Source organism: Streptococcus sp. BS35b (assembly GCF_000286475.1).
GTDB classification, from domain to species: Bacteria; Bacillota; Bacilli; order Lactobacillales; family Streptococcaceae; genus Streptococcus; species Streptococcus oralis_W.
This window is the reverse complement of the sequence record NZ_ALKH01000001.1, coordinates 383,772-408,177: the sequence shown is the minus strand read 5'-3', so window position 1 is coordinate 408,177 and position 24,406 is coordinate 383,772. Positions and strand designations below refer to the sequence as shown.

At 41.1% G+C, this 24,406-nt stretch carries 30 protein-coding genes, 1 pseudogene, 1 CRISPR repeat array and 1 other annotated feature; of the genes and pseudogenes, 25 read left to right on the top strand and 6 right to left on the bottom strand.

The window, feature by feature from the left end; translation table 11 throughout:
• From HMPREF1149_RS04225 to csn2-St, 4 genes are all read left to right on the top strand, one after another.
• Nucleotides 1-292, top strand: a 292-nt coding sequence (locus tag HMPREF1149_RS04225) for a hypothetical protein (protein WP_000607250.1), incomplete at its 5' end; no start/stop codon positions are given.
• A gap of 177 nt (nt 293-469) precedes the next feature.
• Nucleotides 470-1,378, top strand: coding sequence for a type II CRISPR-associated endonuclease Cas1 (gene cas1 / locus HMPREF1149_RS04220; RefSeq protein ID WP_000220254.1), 909 nt, complete (start codon nt 470-472; stop codon nt 1,376-1,378).
• 4 nt (nt 1,379-1,382) lie between these two features.
• On the top strand, nt 1,383-1,706 hold the full coding sequence (cas2, locus tag HMPREF1149_RS04215; protein ID WP_001268299.1) for a CRISPR-associated endonuclease Cas2: 324 nt from the start codon (nt 1,383-1,385) through the stop codon (nt 1,704-1,706).
• Nucleotides 1,703-2,746, top strand: coding sequence for a CRISPR-associated protein Csn2-St (csn2-St, locus tag HMPREF1149_RS04210; RefSeq protein ID WP_000783366.1), 1,044 nt, complete (start codon nt 1,703-1,705; stop codon nt 2,744-2,746). Before cas2 ends, csn2-St begins: the two co-directional genes overlap by 4 nt.
• A 71-nt stretch (nt 2,747-2,817) precedes the next feature.
• A CRISPR array of direct repeats spans nt 2,818-3,776; the repeat unit is 36 nt; unit sequence GTTTTTGTACTCTCAAGATTTAAGTAACTGTACAAC.
• Between the two features lie 186 nt (nt 3,777-3,962).
• Here csn2-St and HMPREF1149_RS04205 read toward each other — a convergent pair.
• From HMPREF1149_RS04205 to HMPREF1149_RS04195, 3 genes are all read right to left on the bottom strand, one after another.
• Nucleotides 3,963-4,142 carry a hypothetical protein gene (locus HMPREF1149_RS04205; protein ID WP_001233347.1) on the bottom strand — a complete coding sequence of 60 codons (180 nt, stop codon included), beginning with the start codon at nt 4,140-4,142 and terminating at the stop codon, nt 3,963-3,965.
• Nucleotides 4,143-4,413: 271 nt separating this feature from the next.
• Complete coding sequence (yidA, locus tag HMPREF1149_RS04200) at nt 4,414-5,220, bottom strand: sugar-phosphatase (RefSeq protein WP_000023532.1); 807 nt, start codon at nt 5,218-5,220, stop codon at nt 4,414-4,416.
• A 12-nt stretch (nt 5,221-5,232) separates the two neighbouring features.
• Complete coding sequence (locus tag HMPREF1149_RS04195; protein ID WP_001003523.1) at nt 5,233-6,537, bottom strand: HD domain-containing protein; 1,305 nt, start codon at nt 6,535-6,537, stop codon at nt 5,233-5,235.
• 71 nt (nt 6,538-6,608) lie between these two features.
• Between HMPREF1149_RS04195 and HMPREF1149_RS04190 the strand changes: the two genes are divergently transcribed.
• Entirely contained in the window at nt 6,609-6,986 is a 378-nt protein-coding gene (locus tag HMPREF1149_RS04190) for a DUF1934 domain-containing protein (RefSeq protein ID WP_002879045.1), read from the top strand.
• Nucleotides 6,987-7,010: 24 nt separating this feature from the next.
• Here HMPREF1149_RS04190 and HMPREF1149_RS04185 read toward each other — a convergent pair whose 3' ends face one another.
• Both HMPREF1149_RS04185 and HMPREF1149_RS04180 read right to left on the bottom strand, forming a co-directional pair.
• Nucleotides 7,011-8,093, bottom strand: coding sequence for a DEAD/DEAH box helicase (locus tag HMPREF1149_RS04185; RefSeq protein ID WP_000850597.1), 1,083 nt, complete (start codon nt 8,091-8,093; stop codon nt 7,011-7,013).
• On the bottom strand, nt 8,090-9,067 hold the full coding sequence (locus HMPREF1149_RS04180) for a Gfo/Idh/MocA family protein (RefSeq protein WP_000915876.1): 978 nt from the start codon (nt 9,065-9,067) through the stop codon (nt 8,090-8,092). The genes HMPREF1149_RS04185 and HMPREF1149_RS04180 overlap by 4 nt, the downstream gene beginning before the upstream one ends.
• 155 nt (nt 9,068-9,222) lie before the next feature.
• Between HMPREF1149_RS04180 and HMPREF1149_RS04175 the strand changes: the two genes are divergently transcribed.
• The 4 genes from HMPREF1149_RS04175 (at nt 9,223) to rpmA (ending at nt 11,111) form a co-directional block, all read left to right on the top strand.
• Nucleotides 9,223-9,918, top strand: a complete 696-nt coding sequence (locus tag HMPREF1149_RS04175) for a YoaK family protein (protein ID WP_002878952.1) — start codon at nt 9,223-9,225, stop codon at nt 9,916-9,918.
• A gap of 54 nt (nt 9,919-9,972) precedes the next feature.
• Nucleotides 9,973-10,092 (top strand) — a sequence feature (ribosomal protein L21 leader region).
• A gap of 34 nt (nt 10,093-10,126) precedes the next feature.
• Nucleotides 10,127-10,441 (top strand): 50S ribosomal protein L21, encoded by a 315-nt coding sequence (gene rplU, locus HMPREF1149_RS04170; RefSeq protein ID WP_000109141.1) that lies wholly within the window; start codon nt 10,127-10,129, stop codon nt 10,439-10,441.
• A gap of 15 nt (nt 10,442-10,456) precedes the next feature.
• Nucleotides 10,457-10,801 (top strand): ribosomal-processing cysteine protease Prp, encoded by a 345-nt coding sequence (locus HMPREF1149_RS04165; RefSeq protein ID WP_000613697.1) that lies wholly within the window; start codon nt 10,457-10,459, stop codon nt 10,799-10,801.
• Nucleotides 10,802-10,817: 16 nt separating this feature from the next.
• Nucleotides 10,818-11,111, top strand: coding sequence for a 50S ribosomal protein L27 (gene rpmA, locus HMPREF1149_RS04160; RefSeq protein WP_000916509.1), 294 nt, complete (start codon nt 10,818-10,820; stop codon nt 11,109-11,111).
• A gap of 166 nt (nt 11,112-11,277) precedes the next feature.
• Here the strand turns inward: rpmA and HMPREF1149_RS11525 are convergent.
• Nucleotides 11,278-11,352, bottom strand: a pseudogene (locus HMPREF1149_RS11525) (AraC family transcriptional regulator); the annotation flags it as partial.
• On the opposite strand from HMPREF1149_RS11525, the gene HMPREF1149_RS04155 reads away from it, so the two are divergent.
• The 16 genes from HMPREF1149_RS04155 to HMPREF1149_RS04080 all read left to right on the top strand — a co-directional run bounded on the left by HMPREF1149_RS04155 (nt 11,345) and on the right by HMPREF1149_RS04080 (nt 24,357).
• On the top strand, nt 11,345-12,253 hold the full coding sequence (locus HMPREF1149_RS04155) for a LysR family transcriptional regulator (RefSeq protein WP_001025695.1): 909 nt from the start codon (nt 11,345-11,347) through the stop codon (nt 12,251-12,253). The pseudogene HMPREF1149_RS11525 and the gene HMPREF1149_RS04155 overlap by 8 nt on opposite strands.
• On the top strand, nt 12,250-12,717 hold the full coding sequence (gene lspA, locus HMPREF1149_RS04150) for a signal peptidase II (protein WP_000745669.1): 468 nt from the start codon (nt 12,250-12,252) through the stop codon (nt 12,715-12,717). Before HMPREF1149_RS04155 ends, lspA begins: the two co-directional genes overlap by 4 nt.
• On the top strand, nt 12,701-13,600 hold the full coding sequence (locus HMPREF1149_RS04145; protein ID WP_000403224.1) for an RluA family pseudouridine synthase: 900 nt from the start codon (nt 12,701-12,703) through the stop codon (nt 13,598-13,600). The genes lspA and HMPREF1149_RS04145 overlap by 17 nt, the downstream gene beginning before the upstream one ends.
• Nucleotides 13,601-13,700: 100 nt before the next feature.
• Entirely contained in the window at nt 13,701-14,810 is a 1,110-nt protein-coding gene (proB, locus tag HMPREF1149_RS04140; protein ID WP_000875733.1) for a glutamate 5-kinase, read from the top strand.
• A 9-nt stretch (nt 14,811-14,819) separates the two neighbouring features.
• Nucleotides 14,820-16,082: a glutamate-5-semialdehyde dehydrogenase gene (locus HMPREF1149_RS04135; RefSeq protein ID WP_000255268.1), complete on the top strand. Its 1,263-nt coding sequence runs from the start codon at nt 14,820-14,822 to the stop codon at nt 16,080-16,082.
• 3 nt (nt 16,083-16,085) lie between these two features.
• Nucleotides 16,086-16,883, top strand: a complete 798-nt coding sequence (proC, locus tag HMPREF1149_RS04130) for a pyrroline-5-carboxylate reductase (RefSeq protein ID WP_000689718.1) — start codon at nt 16,086-16,088, stop codon at nt 16,881-16,883.
• Between the two features lie 116 nt (nt 16,884-16,999).
• Entirely contained in the window at nt 17,000-17,638 is a 639-nt protein-coding gene (gene tmk, locus HMPREF1149_RS04125; RefSeq protein WP_000033366.1) for a dTMP kinase, read from the top strand.
• Complete coding sequence (locus tag HMPREF1149_RS04120) at nt 17,635-18,525, top strand: DNA polymerase III subunit delta' (protein WP_000808199.1); 891 nt, start codon at nt 17,635-17,637, stop codon at nt 18,523-18,525. The genes tmk and HMPREF1149_RS04120 overlap by 4 nt, the downstream gene beginning before the upstream one ends.
• A 36-nt stretch (nt 18,526-18,561) precedes the next feature.
• A complete protein-coding gene (gene yabA / locus HMPREF1149_RS04115; protein ID WP_000358229.1) occupies nt 18,562-18,879 on the top strand; it encodes a DNA replication initiation control protein YabA in 318 nt (105 codons plus the stop codon).
• A 2-nt stretch (nt 18,880-18,881) separates the two neighbouring features.
• Entirely contained in the window at nt 18,882-19,760 is an 879-nt protein-coding gene (rsmI, locus tag HMPREF1149_RS04110) for a 16S rRNA (cytidine(1402)-2'-O)-methyltransferase (protein ID WP_001166861.1), read from the top strand.
• A gap of 133 nt (nt 19,761-19,893) precedes the next feature.
• Entirely contained in the window at nt 19,894-21,228 is a 1,335-nt protein-coding gene (gene trmFO, locus HMPREF1149_RS04105; RefSeq protein ID WP_000083739.1) for a methylenetetrahydrofolate--tRNA-(uracil(54)-C(5))-methyltransferase (FADH(2)-oxidizing) TrmFO, read from the top strand.
• Between the two features lie 83 nt (nt 21,229-21,311).
• Nucleotides 21,312-22,049, top strand: a complete 738-nt coding sequence (pyrH, locus tag HMPREF1149_RS04100) for a UMP kinase (RefSeq protein ID WP_000002996.1) — start codon at nt 21,312-21,314, stop codon at nt 22,047-22,049.
• A 7-nt stretch (nt 22,050-22,056) separates the two neighbouring features.
• Nucleotides 22,057-22,614 (top strand): ribosome recycling factor, encoded by a 558-nt coding sequence (frr, locus tag HMPREF1149_RS04095; protein ID WP_001262236.1) that lies wholly within the window; start codon nt 22,057-22,059, stop codon nt 22,612-22,614.
• Between the two features lie 59 nt (nt 22,615-22,673).
• A complete protein-coding gene (gene cvfB / locus HMPREF1149_RS04090; RefSeq protein ID WP_001095470.1) occupies nt 22,674-23,528 on the top strand; it encodes an RNA-binding virulence regulatory protein CvfB in 855 nt (284 codons plus the stop codon).
• A gap of 11 nt (nt 23,529-23,539) precedes the next feature.
• Nucleotides 23,540-24,118, top strand: a complete 579-nt coding sequence (locus tag HMPREF1149_RS04085) for a GrpB family protein (RefSeq protein ID WP_029710828.1) — start codon at nt 23,540-23,542, stop codon at nt 24,116-24,118.
• A gap of 23 nt (nt 24,119-24,141) precedes the next feature.
• Nucleotides 24,142-24,357: a YozE family protein gene (locus HMPREF1149_RS04080; RefSeq protein WP_009066924.1), complete on the top strand. Its 216-nt coding sequence runs from the start codon at nt 24,142-24,144 to the stop codon at nt 24,355-24,357.
• Nucleotides 24,358-24,406: the final 49 nt, after the last annotated feature.

The window sequence follows — 24,406 nt, the reverse complement described above, 5'->3', positions numbered from 1 at the left end:
TAAAAATGATTTGATATTAATAAAAGATTCAGAAAACAATGAACAAAAATTATTTAGATTTAATTCAAGGAATGATACGGCAAAACACTATGTAGAACTAAAACCTTATGATAAAGCTAGATTTGATGGTCAACAAGAATTGATAACGATACTTGGAAATGTTGCCAAAGGAGGACAGTGTTTGAAGGGATTAAATAAATCAAATATTTCTATTTTTAAAGTCAAAACGGATGTTTTAGGAAAAAAACATATCATTAAAAAAGAGGGTGACGAACCAAAACTCAAATTTTAAAAAATATTTAAAAAAGAGTTGCAAACGCTTGTACAATGTACTATAATAGTAACTGTAAGGGACGCCTTGCACAGTTACTTAAATCTTGCAGAAGCTACAAAGATAAGGCTTCATGCCGAATTCAACACCCTGTCATTTATGGCTGGGTGTTTTCGTTTTGTGAAAGAGGAAAATACGATGACTTGGAGAATTGTGCATGTCTGTCAGAGTGAAAAAATGCAATTGAAGTTGGATAACCTTCTAATTAAGAAAATGGGTCAAGACTATGTTATCCCACTGAGTGATATTTCGATAATTGTAGCAGAAGGAGGGGAGACTGTTGTAACTTTAAGGTTGTTAAGTGCTTTAAGTAAGTATAATATTGCCTTAATTGTCTGTGATAATGAGCACTTGCCTACAGGAATTTATCATTCTCAAAATGGTCATTTTAGAGCCTATAAAAAATTACAGGAGCAATTATTGTGGACGCAGGAACAGAAAGACAAATTATGGCAGATAGTTACTTATTTCAAAATAAACAATCAGCAAGATGTTCTTGCAATGTTTGAGAAAAATATTGAATGCATTCAATTATTAGCAGACTATAAAGATCATATTGAATATGGAGATAAAACCAATCGTGAAGGTCATGCTGCTAAAGTTTATTTCAATGAATTATTTGGAAAGAAATTCGTACGTCTTACACAACAGGAAACGGATGTCATCAATGCTGGCCTAAATTATGGTTATGCAATCATGAGAGCGCAGATGGCACGTATTATTGCTGGTTATGGTTTGAATCCCTTGATTGGCATTTTCCATAAGAATGAATATAACCAGTTTAACTTGGTTGATGATCTAATGGAACCTTTTCGGCAGATTATCGATGTCTGGGTCTATCAAAATTTACGAGATGAAGAGTATTTGAAATATGAATTTCGTCTTGCGTTGACGGATACACTAAATGCGAAGATTCGTTATGGGAAAGAAACGTGTTCTGTAACGGTAGCAATGGATAAATATGTCAAAGGTTTTCTAAAATGTATCTCTGATAAGGATACTAGTAAATTTTACTGTCCGGTGGTTTCGAGTGTAGAATGGAGTTAAAGAAATGAGGTATGAAGCATTGAGATTATTGTGTTTTTTTGATTTACCAATGGAAACTAATCAAGAAAAAAGGGTCTATCGTAACTTTCGGAAAGATTTAATTGCCAATGGTTTTGAAATGTTGCAGTTTTCTGTCTATTATCGAACCTGTCCTAATCGAAGTTTTGCAAGTAAATTCTATAAAAAATTAAGTCAGAGTAATTTACCAAGTGGGAATGTCCGTTTACTTGCAGTAACAGAGAAACAATTTTCTGAAATGATTTTAATAATTGGTGGAAAAACAAAGCAAGAAGAAGTAGTCAGTGATAATAAGTTGGTAGTTATATGAAAATGAACATTAGTCATCCATATAAGGATAAAATTTCATTAAGTTTTGGCCAATTTACTCAAATTGTAGGTCAAGATCAGCAATTAAAATATTATATTTGGCAGATACTATTATGGTATTTTGGAGGAAAAAAATATAGTGAGGAAGATTTAGTTCTATTTGAACAAAATGAGCCTAAAATACTAATAGACGATATAATGGTTTCCCGGTCAGAATTCAGTGTTATTCAAGTGTCCAATATCAATGATTTAATTGAACAAATGGAATATAAAAAAGGAACAGTAGCCTATGATTATATAAAGAAAAAGATTAATTATATAGAGATAATGGAGCAAATTGAAAATATCAATGACAATCTAGATAGGATTTCACTTCTATTGAATCAGAAGTTGAATCTTCAATTAGATGAAATTATCTATCATACCGAAGCAAAATATTTTAATACGGATCAATTGATTCAAAAGAATTTTTTACCATACTTTGGAAAAAATGATAAAAATATATCCTTTGAATTTGTAGACAATAAGACAAAGTTTTTATTATTTCTTTCCATGTTAGAAGTCATGGCGACGAACAGTTCTGAAAAGTTTTTGCTTGTCTTACGAAATTTGGATGATTTTCTATCCTATAGTGATTTTGTTGAATGTTGCGAGAAAATGGAGTTTCTTACTAATCATAATAATTCATTATATATTGTTTTGTTTCCTTCCAATGAAGGTTATCTTCATGTCACGAAAGAAGTTTTAGAGGAAATCAATATTGTTTCCGATTATGTTGATCATTTTTATTCTCTAGAATTTATGTATGATCGCTTTGTCAATCAATATCCAATAAATCAAATACCTGATGAACAAGACTTTTTAACTTCTTTAAGAAAAATTGGATCCTATTTATTTAGTTCGGACATTCTTCACATGAGTTTATCTGTAGAAGATCAAGTAGCATTAAAAATTTTGAATAATTTGTATCAGTATGAAATGAAAACAAAATTTCGTAGTGAATCAGTCAATCCAATGTTATTGAAATATTTGGAAGAATAGTATTGACGAGTGGAATTTAAGAATTTATAATATTTTTGAGGGGAGCAAAAATCAAAATTGACGAATTTGAGGTTTTTGTACTCTCAAGATTTAAGTAACTGTACAACAATCTCGGATCTAGAGTAGATTTTGGGACTGTTTTTGTACTCTCAAGATTTAAGTAACTGTACAACTAGGACAACCGTTCGAAATTGTTCGAAGTGGTTTTTGTACTCTCAAGATTTAAGTAACTGTACAACTATCTTCCTAATTCAATGGTCATTGTAGGTGTTTTTGTACTCTCAAGATTTAAGTAACTGTACAACTGCTTCTAGATTACTCTTTGTAGAGCAAGGGTTTTTGTACTCTCAAGATTTAAGTAACTGTACAACCATCACTGTTCACAATGGGCAACAGAGATTGTTTTTGTACTCTCAAGATTTAAGTAACTGTACAACCAATTACTAGAAAGTCTAGAACCAGATGAGTTTTTGTACTCTCAAGATTTAAGTAACTGTACAACCGATGAAATGATGCCTGCAATTCAGGTAGTGTTTTTGTACTCTCAAGATTTAAGTAACTGTACAACCACCAATACGAAACCCTAGATTAACACCAGGTTTTTGTACTCTCAAGATTTAAGTAACTGTACAACTTACTGATGTTTCCGCTCTTTGTAATGCCAGTTTTTGTACTCTCAAGATTTAAGTAACTGTACAACATAAATACGGGGACAGCTTTATCAAAAGTGGTTTTTGTACTCTCAAGATTTAAGTAACTGTACAACCTTCACTTATGGTTTTGCCTAGTGAAAAGAGTTTTTGTACTCTCAAGATTTAAGTAACTGTACAACTAATGAACGAATAAAGTCAAGCATTTTTCTGTTTTTGTACTCTCAAGATTTAAGTAACTGTACAACGAAATGGACTGAAGAACTCCAGGACAATGAGTTTTTGTACTCTCAAGATTTAAGTAACTGTACAACCGTTCCAAGTCATCCCACTTCCAGGGTTCGGTTTTTGTACTCTCAAGATTTAAGTAACTGTACAACACCTCATGCTTGAAGATGGCCGATTGGCTGAAAAAGAAAGTTTCAACATCGAGCCTGACGGATTGATCACTACAAAATAATTTTTTAAAAATAGAAAGGAAATTTTCTAAAATATTGTTCGAATTGTAACCGCAGGCTCAGGCTTGCGGGCTTTTTTGTTTGCAATAATAAAAGCAGTGACGGAAATCACTGCTTATCAGCTGTAGCAAATTCATAAAGTTTTTCTGCTGTGAGAAGTGCCATTTTGTCCATGCTTGTTTTTCCTTTTCTGAGGTCAGAAACGGTAGTCCATGGCACACCGGCACCTTGTGAAATAGCAGATGTAGAAATAGAACTATTAAGTAATTCTTGAATAACTTTTCTCATATTTTTCTTTACCTCAATTTTTATCTTAATCATATTATATAACGGAGAACCGAGATGTCAAGCGTTTTGATAAATTATTTCTAAATATTTTCGCCCAAAACTTGCCCCCAAAAACTTATTTTTTTATATTTTTTAATAGTTTTTCTTTTTTTAAAAACCATGAATAACAACAAACCAGAAAGACTGATATATATTATTATGTTTGCAGGGGGCATATAAACAGTGTAAAAAACCGCTCAACTGAGCGGTTTTCGTCTATTCTTACCTTTTGCTACAGTACCCACGTACGGATGGCATGGGCAACGCCAGATTCATCATTTGTTTTAGTGATGTATTTGGCGATTTTTTTGAGTTCTGGATTTCCGTTTTCCATGACTACAGGGTTGCCAACGACTTCCAGCATGGCACGGTCATTTTCTTCGTCTCCGATTGCCATGGTTTCATCTGTGGTCAATCCGAGTTTTTCAGCTAGGTGAGTGATGGCTGAACCCTTGTCTACATTCTTTTTAAGGAGTTCGAGGTAGAAAGGAGCAGATTTGTTGATGGAGTAGCGTTCGTAAAATTCTGCTGGTATCTTTTCAATCGCAACATCGAGAATTTCCGGTTCATCGATAAACATACACTTGACGATTTCCTTGCCAGCCATTTCTTCAGGTGTGCGGTAAAAGATGGGCATGCTGACGAGGGTTGATTCGTGCACTGTGTATTTTCCGATATTGCGATTGGCAGTATAGATACCGTCCTTGGTAATAGCGTGCATGTGGACACCGAGTTTGCGACTGAGAAATTCCATATCTAGATAGTCCTCATAGGCTAAAGATTCGCTGATAATCTCATGGCCAGTAGCAGTTTCTTGGACAAGGGCACCGTTGAAGGTTACAACATAGTCACCCTCGTCTCTCAACTGCAAGTCGTCCAGAAGTTTAGCAACACCTGCGATAGGACGACCCGTTGCAATGACGACCTTGACACCGGCTTGTTTGGCATCTTGGATGGCAGAAAAGACTTCCGGAGTGATTTCCTTTTGACTGTTAACCAGGGTACCATCGATATCGACGGCGATTAGTTTAATACTCATATATTTCCTTTTCTAGTTTTTATTTGGGGTAAAATGATCGTTCTCAATCAAGTGTAAAAATTGCTGGGTGATACTTGCGAAGATGCTATTTTGATCCAACATTTCTTTTGGAAAATAGAAACGATTGTCACCGTGGCGGCTGCCAGCAAGGGATTGGACGATAGGGGACAGGCTAGATAGTTCTGCCAGTTCACCATTTTTTTGTAAAATCTCAATCTGTGTCCTTGGATTTTCAGATTCGGGACGATAGATATCATAAGGGAGGTCAAAGTTCTTATGAATAGCAGTATAGTAGTCTGGATCAAAACCGATATCTTCAACCAGTTGTCTCATGGTTGCGAGTTGGTCTTGGTCTTTTTCTGAAAAAGTAATGGATTTAAAGACCTTGCGGTTGACAAAGCGTTGCGACAAGTCGGCTAGTATCTTGTCAGGACTGGTCATCCAGAGTTGGAAGTAGGTATTCATCACGCCATCATCCAGAGCTAGATAGTCAGACAAGGTCACATTTTTTTCAAAGAAAGGAAGGAGATGTGGAGAAGTTCGTGCAAAGAAGTCCTTGTCTTTAGGATAGAGTTCCTTAGCGCGTTTGAGGAGATTCTGTAGGAGAACTTCCATGGCGCGTGTTGCTGGGTGGAAATAAACCTGCATATACATCTGGTAGCGACTGAGGACGTAGTCTTCGATGGCATGCATGCCATTGCGCTGAAAGGCGATGCCATTTTCGACAGGACGAATGACTCGGAGGATGCGAGTCAGGTCAAATTCCCCATAAGATGCTCCTGTAAAATAGGAGTCGCGCAAGAGATAGTCCATACGGTCCGCATCAATCTGACTGGAGATGAGCTGTACGACCTGCTTGTTAGGATAGGTATGGTCGATGACGCTGGCAACCTTTTTGGGGAAATCTGGCGCTACTTGTAGTAGGACTTGATGAATCTCTGTCTCAGGACTTTGGATGATTTCCTGGGTAATGGCCTCATGATCTGTATCAAAGAGATGTTCAAAAGTATGCGAGTAGGCACCATGCCCGAGGTCATGAAGAAGCGCAGCGGTCATGGTCAAGAGAGACTCAGCAGGATCCCATTCTTCAGGATATTTTTCTTCAAAAATCTCCGTGATACGACGAGCGATCTCATAGACCCCCAAACAGTGGGAAAAGCGACTGTGCTCCCCACCATGGAAAGTATAGCTGGAAGTCCCTAGCTGTTTGATACGACGCAGACGTTGAAATTCTTTTGTATTGATCAAGTCATAGATGACCTGATTATTAACATGGATATAATTGTGAACAGGGTCACGGAATACTTTTTCGTTCATATGACCATTATAGCAAAATCCTGCTCTTTTTGGTAAAATAGTAGAACAAGAGACAAGAAAGAGGATTTGATGTGAAGATTCGGATGCGAAATACGATTCAGTTTGATGAACAGTTGGAAGTCATAGACCAACTCTATGATGTGGAAGTGCGTGAAAAGGGAGATTATAGCTATCTGCTTTTCTACAATGAGGAAAAGGAAAAAGTGGTTCTCAAGTTTCATGAAGAAGAACTGGTGATGACCCGTTTTTCCAATCCGAAAACCATTATGCGTTTTCTAAAGGCTAGTGATAGTTTAGCCTATATTCCCACACCAATGGGGATGCAGGAATTTATCATTCAAACGAATCACTACAAATTGGATGGGCAAAAGATTGAGCTCGCCTATCAACTGCAAAATCAAGAGGGACAACCCTTTGCCAGCTATCAATTAGAAATTACTTGGGGATAAGAAAAAGGTTGGCGAGAGCCAACCTTATTTGATATAGAGTTCTTGATTTTTTAGGACAATTTCACGAACACTTGCGAATTTCTTGAGTTTTTTAAGTTCTTCAGGATGGGTTACGAGAGTGATAACATAGCCCTCTTTACCCATGCGACCTGTACGGCCAGAGCGGTGAGTGTAAGTTTCGATATCTCTAGGAACATCAAAGTTTACGACACATTCTAGGCTATCGATATCAATTCCACGAGCCAGAAGGTCAGTTGCAAGGAGCAGGGTTAGCTGCTTGTCTTTAAACTTTTCTAAGATGACTTTTCGAAATTTAACATTGACATCGCTAGCGAGGGAAACGGCCAAGACATCGCGATACTGTAGCTTTTCTTCTGCACTTCCAAGGTCAGATAAGCCATTAAAGAAAACTAGTCCGCGGAAATCCTCTACATGAGCCAATTTTCGTAGCATATCCACTCGGTGACGTTGGTCTACCTGCATGTAGAAGTGTTGGATGTTGTCCAGTTTTTGATCTGAGAGATCAATGGTGCGCGTGTTTGGTGCAATCTTTTCTTGGTCAAACTTGGTCGTCGCACTCATGTAGATGAGTTGGTGGTCACGAGGTGCGTAGTGGGTGATTTTCTCAACAAAGTGAATCTGAGAATCATCGAGCAATTGGTCAAATTCATCCAGGATGATGGTTTCCACATTCATCATCTTGATTTTTTTCAATTTAATCAACTCAAAGATACGGCCAGGTGTTCCAATCAGAATTTCTGGTCCTTTTTTGAGGCGTTCAATCTGGCGTTTCTGACTTGAACCTGACAAGAAGAGCTGAGCAGTTAAGCCGATGGCTTCAGCCCACGTTTTACACACGTCAAAAATCTGTCCAGCTAATTCTGTATTTGGTGCTAGGATCAAGAGCTGCTGGGCTTTTTTCTTTTGTAGTCTGAGAAGACTTGGCAAGAGGTAAGCGAGGGTCTTACCAGTTCCTGTTGGGCTTGCTCCTAGAAGATTTTCTCCTGCAAGAATGGGCTCAAATAGTTGGGTTTGAATGGGCGTGAATTCTTGGAAGCCGAGCTGGTCGCTCAATTTCTGCCATTCAGTCGGTAGTTTGGTTTTCATTTTTCTGCCTCAAATCTAATGCCAGCAGTCTGGCGCATGGTATAGAGTAGCTCATGAATAGAACTTGCATCATCCAGCCAAGTCTGGTAGAGCGTCTGGTCTGGTTGCTGGATCATCTGTGCAAATGCAGCAACTTCCTCAGTCATTGTATGGGGAGCTTGTTGGATAGGGAGCTGGACTTGATTTCCTTGGTGGTTAGTAAAAATAGCTGAGCGGACATGCTCAATCGTGTTGAGGGTCAAGGTTCCATCTGCTGTGTAAATCTCACAAGGAAGAGTGGAAGTGATATTTTTCCCAGCTTTGATATGAACTTGAAAGTTAGGGTAGAAGAGGATACCGTCTCCATTTAGGTCAATGCTATTGTCAAGCTGTTGAGCTTGATAAGTCGCGTCTTGAGCCTTTCCAAAGAGGCGAACGGCAGCGTAGAGAGGATAAATCCCCAAGTCCATAAGGGTTCCACCAGCAAAACGATCTGAAAAGACATTTGGCGTCTGTCCAGCCAATAAGTCCGGCATCTTGGATGAATACTTAGCATAATTGAAATCAGCTCCCAACACTTGCTTGTCTGCCAAAAAATTCTTGATAGTGGTAAAAGCTTCCTCGTGGTAATTACGAGCAGCTTCAAAGATAAAACAGTGATTTTTCTCAGCTGTTTGCCTTAAATCTAGCCATTCTTGTGGCTGAGTGACAGCTGGCTTTTCAAGAATGACGTGCTTACCAGCAGACAAGGCAGCCTTGGCTTGAACAAAATGCAAGGAGTTTGGACTAGCAATATAGACTACATCAAAGGAAGACTTAAAGAAGTCTTCTAATTGATCAAAGAGTTGGACATTTTGATAGCGGGAAGCAAAGGTTGCGGCAGTTTCTCGTTTTCTAGAATAGACTGCGACCAGTTGGTATTCTCCGCTAGCATGGGCTGCTTCTATGAAATGATGGCTGATAGCACCTGTTCCGATGACACCTAATTTTAGCATAAATACTCCTTTTCCGATTTTAAAACCTTCCTTCATTATAACACAGAAAAGAAGGACTATCCAACAGATGGTAAAAATTTTCAAATGGACTACGCATTTCTTGGAGAAAGTGGTACAATATTTAGATAAGTAGATGGAATGAGAAGAGGGAGAAAATGAGATTATTACCAATAAGAAAAATATCACGTCAGTCTAAGAGGCTAGCGCTTTTTTTGACATTTTGCGCAGGATATGTAGATGCCTATACCTTTATCGTGCGAGGAAATACCCTTGTGGCAGGACAGACTGGGAATGTGGTTTTTCTATCAGTAGGACTCATTCAACACAATGTGTCAGATGCCAGTGCTAAAGTAATGACCTTGCTAGCTTTTATGATGGGGGTCCTTTTATTAACTATTTATAAGGAAAAATTGAGAATTGTTAAAAAGCCAATTTTGTCCGTAATTCCACTTGCAGTCCTGTCCCTAATTATTGGCTTTGTGCCGCAAACTGTAGAGAATATCTATCTCGTACCGCCATTGGCCTTCTGTATGGGACTGGTGACAACTGCTTTTGGAGAAGTATCAGGGATTGCCTATAATAATGCTTTTATGACTGGGAATATCAAACGAACCATGTTGGCTTTTGGAGATTATTTTCGGACCAAGCATACGCCTTTCCTACGAGAGGGCTTGATTTTTGTTAGCTTGCTTAGCAGTTTTGTCTTCGGGGTTGTTTTTTCAGCTTATTTGACGATTTATTGTCAGGAAAAGACAATTCTAGGTATTCCTCTTATGATGGGTATCTTTTACTTTAGCATGCTTTTTGCTTCTTGGAGAAAAAAAGAAGAGAAAAAACTTAATTTTAATTGATTTTACTTGTAAGAAAAAAGAAGATATGCTATAATCGAAGAGTTGACTATGCACAGTCCTGTGCAACCGCACGAACATCGTTGCTCATCGTATACAAAATTTAAACTTTGTTATACTTAGAGCCTTTCTTTTAAGTGGTTCGTCCCACGATGCTAGGCGAGTCTTCACAAAAATACGGGGAAACCCTAAAAATCATAGGAGGTGCATAATGAGCACATACGCAATTATCAAAACTGGCGGAAAACAAGTTAAAGTTGAAGTTGGTCAAGCAGTTTACGTTGAAAAATTGAACGTTGAAGCTGGTCAAGAAGTTACTTTTAACGAAGTTGTTCTTGTTGGTGGTGAAAACACTGTTGTCGGAACTCCACTTGTTGCTGGAGCTACTGTAGTTGGAACTGTTGAAAAACAAGGAAAACAAAAGAAAGTTGTTACTTACAAGTACAAACCTAAAAAAGGTAGCCACCGTAAACAAGGTCACCGTCAACCATATACAAAAGTTGTCATCAACGCGATCAACGCTTAATTTTAAGGAGAACACATGATACAAGCAGTCTTTGAGAGAGCCGAAGATGGCGAGCTGAGGAGTGCGGAAATTACTGGACACGCCGAAAGTGGCGAATACGGCTTAGATGTCGTGTGTGCATCGGTTTCTACGCTTGCCATTAACTTTATCAATTCCATTGAGAAATTTGCAGGCTATGAACCAATCTTAGAATTAAACGAAGATGAAGGTGGCTATCTAAAGGTTGAAATACCAGCGGATCTTCCTTCACACCAGAGAGAAATGACCCAGTTATTCTTCGAATCATTTTTCTTAGGTATGGCAAACTTATCGGAGAACTCTTCTGAGTTCGTCCAAACCAGAGTTATCACAGAAAACTAACACGGAGGAAAACATTATGTTAAAAATGACTCTTAACAACTTGCAACTTTTCGCCCACAAAAAAGGTGGAGGTTCTACATCAAACGGACGTGATTCACAAGCGAAACGTCTTGGAGCTAAAGCAGCTGACGGACAAACTGTAACAGGTGGATCAATCCTTTACCGTCAACGTGGTACACATATCTATCCAGGTGTAAACGTTGGACGTGGTGGAGACGATACTTTGTTCGCCAAAGTTGAAGGCGTAGTACGCTTTGAACGTAAAGGACGCGATAAAAAACAAGTTTCTGTTTACCCAATCGCAAAATAAAAAGGTTCAGTGAACCTTTTTATCCCGAGCCTTGAAATGAAAAGGCGAGGAAGCTAGAACTGGCATAAAATAAGGCTTTCCAAGTTTTCGGAGAGCCTATTTTTTTGTTTTGATACCCATTTTGAATTTAATAGAGAATAGTTAGATTTAAACTTGCGATGGGTACTTTTTTCTTTTTTGGAAAAATTCTGAAATATGGTATAATGAACAGATAGAGAAGTTGGGGGTAAAAGATGAACATTCAACAATTACGCTATGTTGTGGCCATTGCCAATAGTGGTACTTTCCGTGAAGCTGCTGAAAAGATGTATGTTAGTCAGCCAAGTCTGTCTATTTCTGTGCGCGATTTGGAAAAAGAGCTGGGTTTTAAGATTTTCCGTCGGACCAGCTCAGGGACTTTCTTGACCCGTCGTGGGATGGAATTTTATGAAAAAGCGCAAGAATTAGTCAAAGGATTTGATATTTTTCAAAATCAGTATGCCAATCCTGAAGAAGAAAAAGATGAATTTTCCATTGCCAGTCAACACTATGACTTCTTGCCACCAACCATTACGGCCTTTTCAGAACGTTATCCTGATTATAAGAACTTTCGTATTTTTGAGTCTACTACAGTTCAAATCTTAGATGAAGTGGCCCAAGGACACAGTGAGATTGGGATTATCTACCTCAACAACCAAAATAAAAAGGGAATTATGCAACGGGTTGAAAAGCTTGGTTTAGAAGTTATTGAACTAATTCCTTTCCAGACTCACATTTATCTTCGTGAAGGGCATCCTTTAGCACAGAAAGAGGAATTGGTCATGGAGGACCTAGCGGATTTACCAACAGTTCGTTTCACCCAGGAAAAGGATGAGTATCTATACTATTCAGAGAACTTTGTCGACACCAGCGCGAGCTCACAGATGTTCAATGTGACCGACCGTGCTACTTTGAATGGTATTTTGGAGCGGACGGATGCCTATGCGACAGGTTCAGGATTTTTAGATAGTGACAGTGTCAATGGAATCACAGTCATTCGTCTCAAGGATAATCTAGATAACCGCATGGTCTACGTCAAACGTGAGGAAGTGGAGCTTAGCCAAGCTGGGACTCTCTTCGTAGAAGTCATGCAAGAATATTTTGATCAAAAGAGGAAATCATGAAAAAAAGAGGAATAGTAGCAGTCATTATACTGCTTTTGATTGGGTTGGATCAGTTGGTCAAAAATTATGTTGTCCAGCAGATTCCACTGGGTGAAGTGCGTTCGTGGATCCCCAATCTCGTTAGCTTGACCTACCTGCAAAATCGTGGGGCAGCCTTTTCGATGCTGCAAGATCAGCAGTGGTTATTTGCTGTCATTACACTGGTCGTCATGGTAGGAGCCATTTGGTATCTACATAAACATATGGAGGATTCTCTCTGGATGGTTTTTGGACTGACTTTGATAATCGCGGGAGGTCTGGGCAACTTTATCGACAGAATGAGTCAAGGTTTTGTGGTGGATATGTTTCACCTAGACTTTATCAACTTTGCGATTTTCAATGTTGCTGACGGTTATTTGACAGTTGGTGTCATTGTTCTATTGATTGCAATGCTTAAAGAGGAAGTAAATGGAAATAAAAATTGAAACTGGTGGGCAACGTTTAGACAAGGCTCTGTCTGACCTGACAGAATTGTCACGCAGTCTCGCTAATGAACAAATCAAGGCTGGACAAGTCTTGGTTAATGGGCAAGCCAAGAAAGCAAAATACACTGTCCAAGAGGGGGATATCGTCACCTACCATGTGCCAGAACCAGAGGTTTTAGAGTATGTGGCTGAGAATCTGCCGCTCGAGATTATCTACCAAGATGAGGATGTAGCCGTTGTTAATAAACCTCAAGGCATGGTGGCCCATCCGAGCGCCGGTCATACAAGTGGAACCTTGGTCAATGCCCTCATGTACCATATCAAGGACTTGTCAGGTATCAATGGTGTTCTTCGACCAGGTATCGTTCACCGCATTGACAAGGACACGTCTGGTCTCCTTATGATTGCTAAGAATGATGAGGCCCACTTAGCACTCGCTCAAGAACTCAAGGATAAGAAGTCTCTCCGCAAATATTGGGCGATTGTTCATGGCAATCTTCCCAATGATCGTGGTGTGATTGAAGCTCCGATTGGTCGGAGTGAAAAAGACCGTAAGAAACAGGCTGTGACTGCTAAAGGGAAGCCGGCAGTGACACGTTTCCACGTTTTGGAACGTTTTGGTGATTATAGCTTAGTGGAGTTGCAACTGGAAACAGGACGTACCCACCAAATTCGTGTTCATATGGCTTATATTGGCCATCCAGTCGCTGGTGATGAAGTCTATGGTCCTCGTAAAACCCTGAAAGGACATGGACAATTTCTCCATGCCAAGACTCTAGGTTTTACTCATCCGAGAACAGGTGAAACCTTGGAATTTACAGCAGATATTCCAGAGATATTTAAGGAAACGCTGGAAAGATTGCGTAAAACTGAGAATAGATAAAAGAGTTGAGATGACTGTCTCAACCTTTTTCATTTCAAGTCTTTTCTATTTTAAAGCATTCATGTTATAATGGATAAATATGAAGAATCGGAGTGAGAATATGAAGTACAAACGAATCGTCTTTAAGGTGGGGACCTCCTCCTTGACAAATGAAGACGGGAGTTTATCAAGGAGTAAAGTAAAGGCAATTACCCAGCAATTGGCTATGCTGCATGAGGCGGGACATGAGTTGATTTTAGTGTCATCTGGAGCAGTTGCCGCTGGATTTGGAGCTTTGGGTTTTAAAAAACGTCCGACCAAGATTGCAGATAAACAAGCTTCAGCTGCAGTTGGTCAGGGACTTTTGTTGGAGGAATACACAACCAACCTCCTCATGCGTCAAATCGTTTCTGCACAAATCTTACTGACACAGGACGACTTTGTGGATAAGCGCCGTTATAAAAATGCCCATCAGGCTTTGTCAGTTCTACTTAGCCGTGGTGCAATTCCCATCATCAACGAGAATGACAGTGTCGTCATTGACGAACTCAAGGTGGGTGATAATGACACTCTGAGTGCCCAGGTAGCGGCGATGGTTCAAGCAGACCTTTTAGTTCTCTTGACTGATGTGGACGGTCTCTATACTGGAAATCCCAACTCAGATCCAACAGCTAAACGCTTGGACAAAATTGAGACTATCAATCGTGAGATTATTGATATGGCTGGTGGGGCAGGTTCGTCAAACGGTACTGGGGGTATGCTGACAAAAATCAAAGCTGCAACTATTGCGACGGAGTCAGGTGTGCCAGTCTATATTTGCTCCTCCTTGAAATCGGATGCACTGATTGAGGCAGCGGAAGAGACTAAGGATGGTTCCTTCTTTGTTGCGCAAGAGAAGGGACTTCGTACCCAGAAACAATGGCTGGCCTTCTATGCTCAAAGTCAGGGAACGATTTGGGTAGATGGTGGAGCTGCAGAGGCACTTTCAAAAAACGGGAAAAGTCTCCTTTTATCGGGTGTGGTAGAAGTGGAAGGAAACTTCTCCTACCACGATATTGTCACAGTAGCAGATAAAGAAACAGGTCAATCTCTTGGAAAGGGACGTGTCCAATTTGGCGTCTCAGCCCTAGAAGATATGCTCCGTTCTCAAAAAGCTAAGGGAGTCTTGATTCACCGTGATGACTGGATTTCCATCACTCCTGAAATCCAGCTGCTCTTTACAGAATTTTAGAGGTGAACGATGGTAAGTACACAAGAACAATTTGAACAGGTACAGGCTGTTAAAAAGTCAATCAATACTGCCAGCGAAGCAGTGAAAAACCAAGCCTTGCTAGCTATGGCTGATCATTTATTGGCGGCTACTGAGGAGATTTTAGTGGCAAATGCCCTCGATATGGCAGTGGCCAAGGGGAAAATCTCAGATGTTATGCTAGACCGTCTTTATTTGGATGAGGGACGTATAGAAGCGATGGCAAGAGGGATTCGTGAAGTGGTTGCTTTACCAGATCCTATTGGTGAAGTTTTAGAAACCAATCATCTTGAAAATGGCTTGGTTATTACTAAGAAGCGTGTGGCCATGGGGGTTATTGGGATTATCTATGAAAGCCGTCCAAATGTGACGTCTGACGCGGCTGCTTTGGCTCTTAAAAGTGGCAATGCGGTCGTTCTTCGTAGTGGTAAGGACGCCTATCAAACAGCTCATGCTATTGTCACAGCTTTAAAGAAGGGCTTGGAGACGACTACCATTCATCCAGAGGTGATTCAACAGGTGGAAGATACTAGCCGTGAAAGTAGCTATGCCATGATGAAGGCCAAGGGTTATCTAGACCTTCTCATTCCTCGTGGAGGCGCTGGCTTGATCAATGCTGTGGTTGAAAATGCTATCGTACCTGTTATCGAGACAGGAACTGGGATTGTCCATGTCTATGTAGATAAGGATGCTGATGAAGACAAGGCTCTAGCTATCATCAACAATGCTAAAACTAGTCGCCCTTCTGTCTGCAATGCCATGGAGGTTTTGCTGGTTCATGAAGACAAGGCAGCAAGCTTCCTTCCTCGCTTGGAACAAGTTCTGGTTGCAGAGCGTAAGGAAGCTGGACTGGAACCAATTCAATTTCGTTTGGATAGCACAGCAAGTCAGTTTGTTTCAGGTCGAGCAGCTGAGGCACAAGACTTTGACACCGAGTTTTTAGACTATATCCTAGCGGTTAAGGTTGTGAGCAGTTTAGAAGAAGCGGTTGCGCATATTGAAGATCACAGTACCCATCATTCGGATGCCATTGTGACGGAAAATGCTGAAGCTGCAGTTTACTTTACAGATCAAGTGGACTCAGCAGCGGTTTATGTCAATGCCTCGACTCGTTTCACTGATGGTGGGCAATTTGGTCTTGGATGTGAGATGGGGATTTCTACTCAGAAACTACATGCGCGTGGTCCAATGGGCTTGAAAGAGTTGACTAGCTACAAGTATGTGGTTACTGGTGACGGACAGATAAGGGAGTAAGAGATGAAGATTGGATTTATCGGTTTGGGGAATATGGGTTCTAGCTTGGCGAAAGCTGTCTTGCAGGCCAAAACGGGTGCTCAGATTCTCCTTGCCAATCGTAGTCAAGCGAAAGTAGATGCTTTCATTGCCAACTTTGGTGGTCAGGCTTCCAGCAATGACGAAATCTTCGCAGAAGCAGATGTGATTTTTCTAGGAGTTAAGCCTGCTCAGTTCTCAGACTTGCTTTCTCAATACCAGACCATCCTTGAAAAGAGAGAGAGTCTTCTTTTGATTTCCATGGCGGCTGGATTGACTTTGGAAAAACTGGCAAGTCTTCTGTCAAGTCAACACCGAATTATTCGCATCATGCCCAATACACCAGTGGCTATCGGCCAAGGAGTGATTAGTTACGCTTTATCAGAAAACTGTTGTGCTGAGGACAGGGAGCTCTTTTGTCAGCTTTTAGCCAAGGCTGGTCTCTTGGTTGAGCTGGGGGATGGCTTAATCGATGCTGCGACAGGTCTTGCAGGTTGTGGACCAGCCTTTGTCTACCTTTTTATCGAGGCTTTAGCAGATGCGGGTGTGCAGACAGGATTGCCCCGAGAAAGGGCCTTGAAAATGGCAGCCCAAACAGTAGTCGGCGCTGGGCAAATGGTTCTCGAAAGCCAGCAACATCCTGGAGTTTTGAAAGACCAAGTTTGTAGTCCAGGTGGTTCGACTATCGCTGGTGTAGCAAGTCTGGAAGAACATGCCTTTAGAGGTACAGTCATGGACGCAGTTCATCAAGCCTACAAACGAACGCAAGAACTAGGTGAATAAGAGGTGGCTTTGTCTACCTCTTTTATGGTCGATTGAAGGGAGAAGACACAAAAAGATTGTCACAAAAACCTATTTTTTTGATAGAATAGAAGTAGTAAAAAAGAAATGAGTTAGACATGTCAAAAGGATTTTTAGTCTCTCTTGAGGGACCAGAGGGAGCAGGCAAGACCAGTGTTTTAGAGGCTCTGCTCCCAATTTTAGAGGAAAAAGGAGTAGAGGTGCTGACGACCCGTGAGCCAGGTGGAGTCTTGATTGGAGAGAAAATTCGGGAAGTGATTTTGGACCCAAGTCATACTCAGATGGATCCTAAAACGGAACTCCTTCTCTATATTGCCAGTCGTAGACAGCACTTGGTGGAAAAAGTTCTCCCTGCTCTTGAAGCTGGCAAGTTGGTCATTATGGACCGTTTCATCGATAGTTCCCTTGCTTATCAGGGATTTGGTCGTGGCTTGGATATTGATGCCATTGATTGGCTCAATCACTTTGTGACAGATGGCCTCAAACCTGATTTGACACTCTATTTTGACATCGAGGTGGAAGAGGGGCTGGCTCGCATTGCTGCTAATAGTGATCGCGAGGTCAATCGTTTGGACTTGGAAGGCTTAGACTTGCACAAGAAAGTTCGTCAAGGTTATCTTTCTCTTCTGGACAAAGAAGGAAATCGCATTGTCAAGATTGATGCGAGTCTTCCTTTGGAGCAAGTTGTGGAAACGACCAAGGCTGTCTTGTTTGACAGAATGGGCTTGGCTAAATGAAACAAGAACAACTAAAGGCCTGGCAACCAGACCAGTTTGACCGCTTTGTCCGTATCTTAGAACAAGACCAGCTCAATCACGCCTATCTCTTTTCAGGTTTCTTTGGAAGCTTGGAAATGGCGCAGTTTTTGGCTAAGAGCCTCTTTTGTACGGATAAAGTAGGCGTTTTGCCGTGTGAGAAATGCCGAAACTGCAAGCTGATTGAGATGGAAGAATTTCCCGATGTTACTTTGATTAAGCCAGTCAATCAGGTCATTAAGACAGAACGCATTCGGGAATTGGTGGGCCAGTTTTCTCAAGCAGGGATTGAAAGTCAGCAACAGGTTTTTATTATTGAGCAGGCGGAGAAAATGCATCCTAACGCGGCTAATTCTCTGCTCAAGGTCATCGAAGAACCCCAGAGTGAGGTTTACATTTTCTTCTTGACCAGCGATGAGGAAAAGATGTTGCCAACTATCCGAAGTCGGACCCAAATTTTTCACTTTAAAAAGCAAGAAGAAAAGCTCATCTATCAATTAGAGCAAGCAGGTCTGGTTAAGAAAAAAGCGACTCTTTTAGCCCAGTTTTGTCAATCACGAGCTGAAGCTGAAAAGTTGGCCAATCAGGCAAGTTTTTGGATCTTGGTCGATGAGAGTGAACGCCTGCTGACCTGTTTATTAGCTAAGAAAAAAGAAAGTTATCTCCAAGTTGCGAAATTAGCCAGCTTGGCAGATGACAAGGAAAAACAAGATCAGGTCTTGCGAATCCTCGAAGTCCTCTGTGGGCAGGATCTCTTGCAAGCAAGGATTCGACAGATTTTACAAGATTTGCTAGAAGCTAGAAAAATGTGGCAGGCTAATGTCAGCTTTCAAAATGCCATGGAATATCTGGTCTTGAAAGAAATATAAACTCAAAAAAGGATAAAGAAAGGAAAGGGCTGTTTTATGGACAAAAAAGAATTATTTGACGCGCTAGACGATTTTTCCCAACAGTTATTGGTGACCTTGGCCGATGTGGAAGCTATCAAGAAAAATCTCAAGAGCCTGGTAGAGGAAAATACAGCTCTTCGCTTGGAAAATAGTAAGTTGCGCGAACGCTTAGGCGAGGTGGAAGCAGATACTCCCGTCAAGGCTAAGCATGTTCGTGAAAGCGTCCGTCGGATCTATAAAGACGGGTTTCACGTTTGTAATGATTTTTATGGACAACGCCGAGAACAGGACGAGGAATGTATGTTCTGTGACGAGTTGTTGTACAGGGAGTAGGCATGCAGATTCAAAAAAGTTTTAAGGGACAATCTCCCTATGGCAAGCTTTACCTAGTAGCAACGCCGATTGGCAATCTAGATGATATGACCTTTCGTGCCATACAGACCTTGAAAGAGGTGGACTGGATTGCTGCTGAGGACACGCGCAATACTGGTTTTTTGCTCAAGCATTTTGATATTTCTACTAAGCAGATCAGTTTTCATGAGCACAATGCCAAGGAAAAGATTCCTGATTTGATTGAGTTCTTGAAAGCGGGGCAAAGTATTGCTCAGGTATCCGATGCGGGTCTGCCTAGTATCTCAGATCCTGGGCATGATTTGGTCAAGGCAGCTATTGAGGAAGAAATCGCAGTTGTTACCGTTCCAGGTGCCTCTGCAGGGATTTCTGCTTTGATTGCCAGTGGTTTGTCGCCACAACCACATATTTTTTACGGTTTCTTACCGAGAAAATCAGGCCAGCAAAAGCAATTTTTCGACTTAAAAAAAGATTACCCAGAAACTCAGATTTTCTATGAATCACCCCACCGTGTAGCGGATACGTTAGAAAATATGCTAGAAGTCTACGGTGACCGCTCGGTAGTCTTGGTCAGGGAATTGACTAAAATCTATGAAGAATACCAACGAGGTAACATTTCTGAGTTATTAGAAAGCATAGCTGAAACTCCACTCAAGGGCGAATGCCTTCTCATCGTTGAAGGTGCCAGTCAGGATGTGGAGGAAAAGGACGAGGAGGACTTGTTTTCAGAAATCCAAGCTCGTATCCAGCATGGCATGAAGAAAAATCAAGCCATTAAGGAAGTTGCGAAACTCTACCAGTGGAATAAAAGCCAGCTCTACGCTGCCTACCACGAATGGGAAGAAAATCAAGAAAATGACTAAACAGGGAAGTTTGCCTTCTTCCCTTTTTTTGTTATACTAGTAGAAGAAAAATTAGAAAGATTTGTGGGTGTCAAACAGTCTAGTAGCTTGTTTTGATATGAACTTAGGTTCCACCCAAAGAGGTATTAGTGTCATGTCTCAATCTTATATCAATGTTATCGGAGCAGGTTTGGCAGGGTCTGAAGCAGCTTACCAAATCGCAGAACGTGGTATTCCAGTTAAACTCTATGAAATGCGTGGTGTCAAATCAACTCCTCAGCACAAAACAGACAATTTTGCTGAGTTGGTTTGTTCCAATTCCTTGCGTGGGGATGCTTTGACAAATGCCGTTGGACTCCTTAAGGAAGAAATGCGTCGCTTGGGTTCTGTTATCTTGGAATCAGCAGAAGCTACACGTGTTCCTGCGGGCGGAGCCCTTGCGGTGGACCGCGAAGGGTTCTCACAGATGGTGACTGAGAAAGTGGCCAACCACCCCTTGATTGAGGTGGTTCGTGATGAAATTACAGAATTGCCGACGGATGTTATTACGGTTGTAGCGACTGGTCCTTTGACCAGCGATGCCCTAGCTGAGAAGATTCATGCCCTTAATGATGGGGATGGATTCTATTTCTATGACGCGGCGGCGCCGATTATTGACGTTAACACCATCGATATGAGCAAGGTCTATCTCAAGTCTCGTTATGACAAGGGAGAAGCAGCCTACCTCAATGCCCCTATGACCAAGCAAGAATTTATGGATTTCCATGAAGCCTTGGTCAATGCGGAAGAAGCACCGCTCAATTCGTTTGAAAAAGAAAAGTACTTTGAAGGTTGTATGCCTATCGAAGTCATGGCTAAACGTGGCATTAAAACCATGCTTTATGGTCCTATGAAACCAGTTGGTCTGGAGTATCCAGACGATTATACAGGCCCTCGTGACGGGGAGTTCAAAACACCGTATGCAGTTGTCCAGCTTCGTCAGGACAATGCGGCTGGTAGCCTCTACAATATCGTCGGTTTCCAGACCCACCTCAAATGGGGAGAACAAAAGCGTGTCTTCCAAATGATTCCAGGTCTTGAAAATGCTGAGTTTGTCCGTTATGGGGTCATGCACCGCAATTCTTACATGGATTCGCCAAATCTTCTTGAGCAAACCTATCGTTCTAAGAAACAACCCAACCTCTTCTTTGCTGGTCAGATGACGGGTGTGGAAGGCTATGTTGAGTCAGCAGCGTCAGGCTTAGTTGCAGGTATTAACGCGGCTCGACTCTTCAAGGGTGAAAGTGAAGCTATCTTCCCAGAGACCACAGCGATCGGAAGTCTAGCTCATTACATCACTCACGCTGATAGCAAACATTTCCAACCAATGAATGTCAATTTTGGGATTATCAAGGAATTGGATGGCGAGCGTATACGTGATAAGAAGGCTCGTTATGAAAAAATTGCAGAGCGTGCTCTTACCGACTTAGAGGAATTTTTAACGGTCTAATTTTTTTCAAAGAATTGCCCATGATACTATAAAAATCTTAGAAATTGTGATAAAATAGGTAAGATAAAAAAAGGAGAGTAAAAATGGCGAATCCCAAGTATAAACGTATTTTAATCAAGTTATCAGGTGAAGCCCTTGCCGGTGAACGTGGCGTAGGGATTGATATCCAGACAGTTCAAACAATCGCAAAAGAGATTCAAGAAGTTCATAGCTTAGGTATCGAAATTGCCCTTGTTATTGGTGGAGGAAATCTCTGGCGTGGGGAACCTGCTGCAGAAGCAGGAATGGACCGTGTTCAGGCAGATTACACTGGAATGCTTGGGACCGTGATGAATGCTCTTGTGATGGCAGATTCATTGCAACAAGTTGGTGTCGATACGCGTGTGCAAACTGCCATTGCGATGCAACAAGTGGCAGAACCTTATGTACGTGGACGTGCCCTTCGCCACCTTGAAAAGGGTCGTATCGTTATCTTTGGTGCTGGGATTGGTTCACCTTACTTCTCAACAGATACAACAGCAGCCCTTCGTGCAGCTGAAATCGAAGCGGATGCCATCCTTATGGCTAAAAATGGTGTAGACGGTGTTTACAATGCCGATCCTAAGAAAGACAAAACTGCCGTTAAGTTTGAAGAATTGACCCACCGTGATGTTATCAATAAAGGTCTTCGTATCATGGACTCAACTGCTTCAACCCTCTCTATGGACAACGACATTGACTTGGTTGTCTTCAATATGAACCAACCAGGCAACATCAAACGTGTCGTATTTGGTGAAAATATCGGAACAACAGTTTCAAACAATATCGAAGAAAAGGAATAAGAAAATTATGGCTAATGCAATTGTAGAAAAAGCAAAAGAGAGAATGACCCAGTCTCACCAATCACTTGCTCGTGAATTTGGTGGTATCCGTGCCGGTCGTGCCAACGCAAGCTTGCTAGACCGTATCCATGTAGAATACTATGGAGTCGAAACTCCTCTTAACCAAATCGCTTCAATTACGATTCCAGAAGCGCGTGTTTTGTTGGTAACACCATTTGACAAGTCTTCATTGAAAGACATCGAACGTGCCTTGAACGCTTCTGATCTTGGTATTACACCAGCTAATGACGGTTCTGTGATCCGCTTGGTTATCCCTGCTCTTACAGAAGAGACTCGTCGTGACCTTGCCAAAGAAGTGAAGAAGGTCGGTGAAAATGCTAAAGTGGCTGTCCGCAATATCCGCCGCGACGCTATGGACGAAGCTAAAAAGCAAGAAAAAGCAAAAGAAATCACTGAAGACGAATTGAAGACTCTTGAAAAAGATATTCAAAAAGTAACAGACGATGCTGTTAAACACATCGACGACATGACTGCCAATAAAGAAAAAGAACTTTTGGAAGTCTAAAAATAAACAGAAAAACTCAGTTGGCATTGCTGGCTGAGTTTTATTCGAAAGAAGGAAATATGAATACAAATCTTGCAAGTTTTATCGTTGGACTTATCATCGATGAAAATGACCGTTTTTACTTTGTGCAAAAGGATGGTCAAACCTATGCACTTTCCAAGGAAGAAGGGCAACATACAGTAGGGGATACGGTCAAAGGTTTTGCCTACACGGATATGAAGCAAAAACTCCGCTTGACCACTCTAGAAGTGACTGCGACTCAGGACCAATTTGGTTGGGGAACCGTAACAGAAGTTCGTAAAGACTTGGGTGTCTTTGTGGATACAGGTCTGCCCGATAAGGAAGTCGTAGTATCACTAGATATTCTCCCTGAGCTCAAGGAACTCTGGCCAAAGAAGGGGGATAAACTCTACATTCGTCTCGAAGTGGACAAGAAAGACCGTATCTGGGGACTCTTGGCTTATCAAGAAGACTTCCAACGTCTGGCTCGTCCTGCCTATAACAACATGCAGAACCAAAACTGGCCAGCTATCGTTTACCGCCTCAAGCTGTCAGGAACTTTTGTTTACCTGCCAGAGAATAACATGCTTGGTTTTATCCATCCTAGTGAGCGCTACGCAGAGCCACGTTTGGGACAAGTTTTAGATGCGCGTGTCATTGGTTTCCGCGAGGTTGACCGCACTCTGAACCTCTCCCTTAAACCGCGTTCTTTTGAGATGTTGGAAAATGATGCCCAGATGATTTTGACCTACTTGGAAAGCAATGGCGGTTTTATGACCTTGAATGATAAGTCATCCCCTGAGGATATCAAGGCAACCTTTGGCATTTCTAAAGGTCAGTTCAAGAAAGCACTCGGAGGCTTGATGAAGGCTGGTAAAATCAAGCAAGACCAGTTTGGGACAGAGTTGATTTAAACCTTATAGACATGATAAAGAAACTTGAAGAAATGAGTTTAGAGGAACTCTGGCAACTTTTTCCTATTTTTCTAGTAGAGCACAAGTCAGAGTGGAAAGACTGGTATGAATCGGAAAAAACAAGTCTGAAAAAAATATTGGGTGCAAATGTTATTAAAAGAATAGAACATATCGGTAGCACTGCTATCCCTAATATTTGGGCCAAAAATATCGTTGATATTCTGCTAGAAGTAGGTAAAATAGAGGATTTAGCAAGAGTTAGGGATTTATTGGTGAAGAATGGTTGGCTAGTGATGTCGGAGAGTCCTACCAGGATTTCGCTAAATAAAGGATATACAGAGCAGGGATTTGCTGAGAAAGTTTTTCATTTACATTTGCGAATGGCGGGAGATCATGACGAGATTTATTTTAGAGATTATCTCTGCCAGCATCCAGATATTGCCCAAGCGTATCAGGAATTAAAACTAAGTTTGTGGAAAAAATTTGAACACGATCGAGACGCCTATACAGATGCGAAAACAGATTTTATAAACCACTACGTTTCAGAGGCTAAGTCCAGTAATTTTCAAGAATCAGAAAAGTGTCATTAAAAAACTCTTGATAGGAGAAAGAATTGAGAAAATCATTTTACAGTTGGCTCATGACTGAGCGCAATCCTAAAAGTAACAGTCCTAAAGCTATCTTGGCAGACCTCGCTTTTGAAGAGTCAGCCTTCCCAAAACACACGGATGATTTTGATGAGGTAAGTCGCTTTTTGGAGGAGCATGCCAGTTTCTCTTTTAACCTAGGAGACTTTGACGCCATCTGGCAAGAATACTTAGAACACTAGAGACAATGAGATGAGGCTAGTATTTTATTGTTCTCTTTGCTATAATAAA